Source organism: Subtercola boreus (assembly GCF_003399635.1).
Taxonomy (GTDB): Bacteria; Actinomycetota; Actinomycetes; order Actinomycetales; family Microbacteriaceae; genus Subtercola; species Subtercola boreus_B.
This window is the reverse complement of the sequence record NZ_NBXB01000025.1, coordinates 1-743: the sequence shown is the minus strand read 5'-3', so window position 1 is coordinate 743 and position 743 is coordinate 1. Positions and strand designations below refer to the sequence as shown.

The following is a 743-nucleotide window of genomic DNA, read 5'->3' as shown; positions in this document are numbered from 1 at the left end:
GTCGGAGGGTTCGGGTACTCGGTTCGTGAGGTCGATGATCTCGCGATCCGGTACAAGGAGCACCTCGACCCCGACGGCGCAGAACCCCGCGACGCAGAACTGCACGAACGCCGGTATTTGACGTTGACACCCCACTGTTCCGGGATGACCCGTATCACGGGCATGCTGACAGCCCCGATGGCCGGGATCATCGGCGCCGCCCTCGAACCCTTCACAAGCCCCCGGATCGTCTCGTTCCAGCCTGACACCCCCGATCCTGATGCGCTCGACGATGATGGTGTGCTGGGTGATGCTGTGACGGTGGATACCCGGAGTGCGGGTCAGAAGCGCGCCGACGGTCTGGTGCAACTGATCGAGCTGGGGGCGAAAAACCCAACGGTGCCGCGTCTGAACGGTGCGGCACCGACTGTGAACCTGCACGCCACCCTCGACGACGTGACCTCCGGGCGTGGTGTGGGCTGGATCGATGGCCTCACCGAACCCGTCCCCTACACGACCGTCGAAGCGCTCCTCTGTCATGCGGATGTCATCACGACCCTGTTCGGTCAGCACGGGCAGGTCCTCCAACACGGGAAGACCCGACGCCTGTTCACCGCCGCACAGAACCGGGCCCTGGCCGCCCGGGACGGCGGGTGTGTCTGGCCAGGCTGCAACGCACCACCGTCCTGGTGTGAGAGTCACCACGTCGACGGGTGGCTTTCCCCAACACACCCGGGCGGCCTGACGGATCTGGACAACGGGGC

At 65.8% G+C, this 743-nt stretch carries 1 protein-coding gene; it reads left to right on the top strand.

From position 1 onward, the window contains the following. Positions 1-45 precede the first annotated feature (45 nt). Positions 46-743 (top strand): HNH endonuclease signature motif containing protein (locus B7R22_RS07770; protein WP_253258952.1); only part of this gene is annotated, 698 nt, incomplete at its 3' end.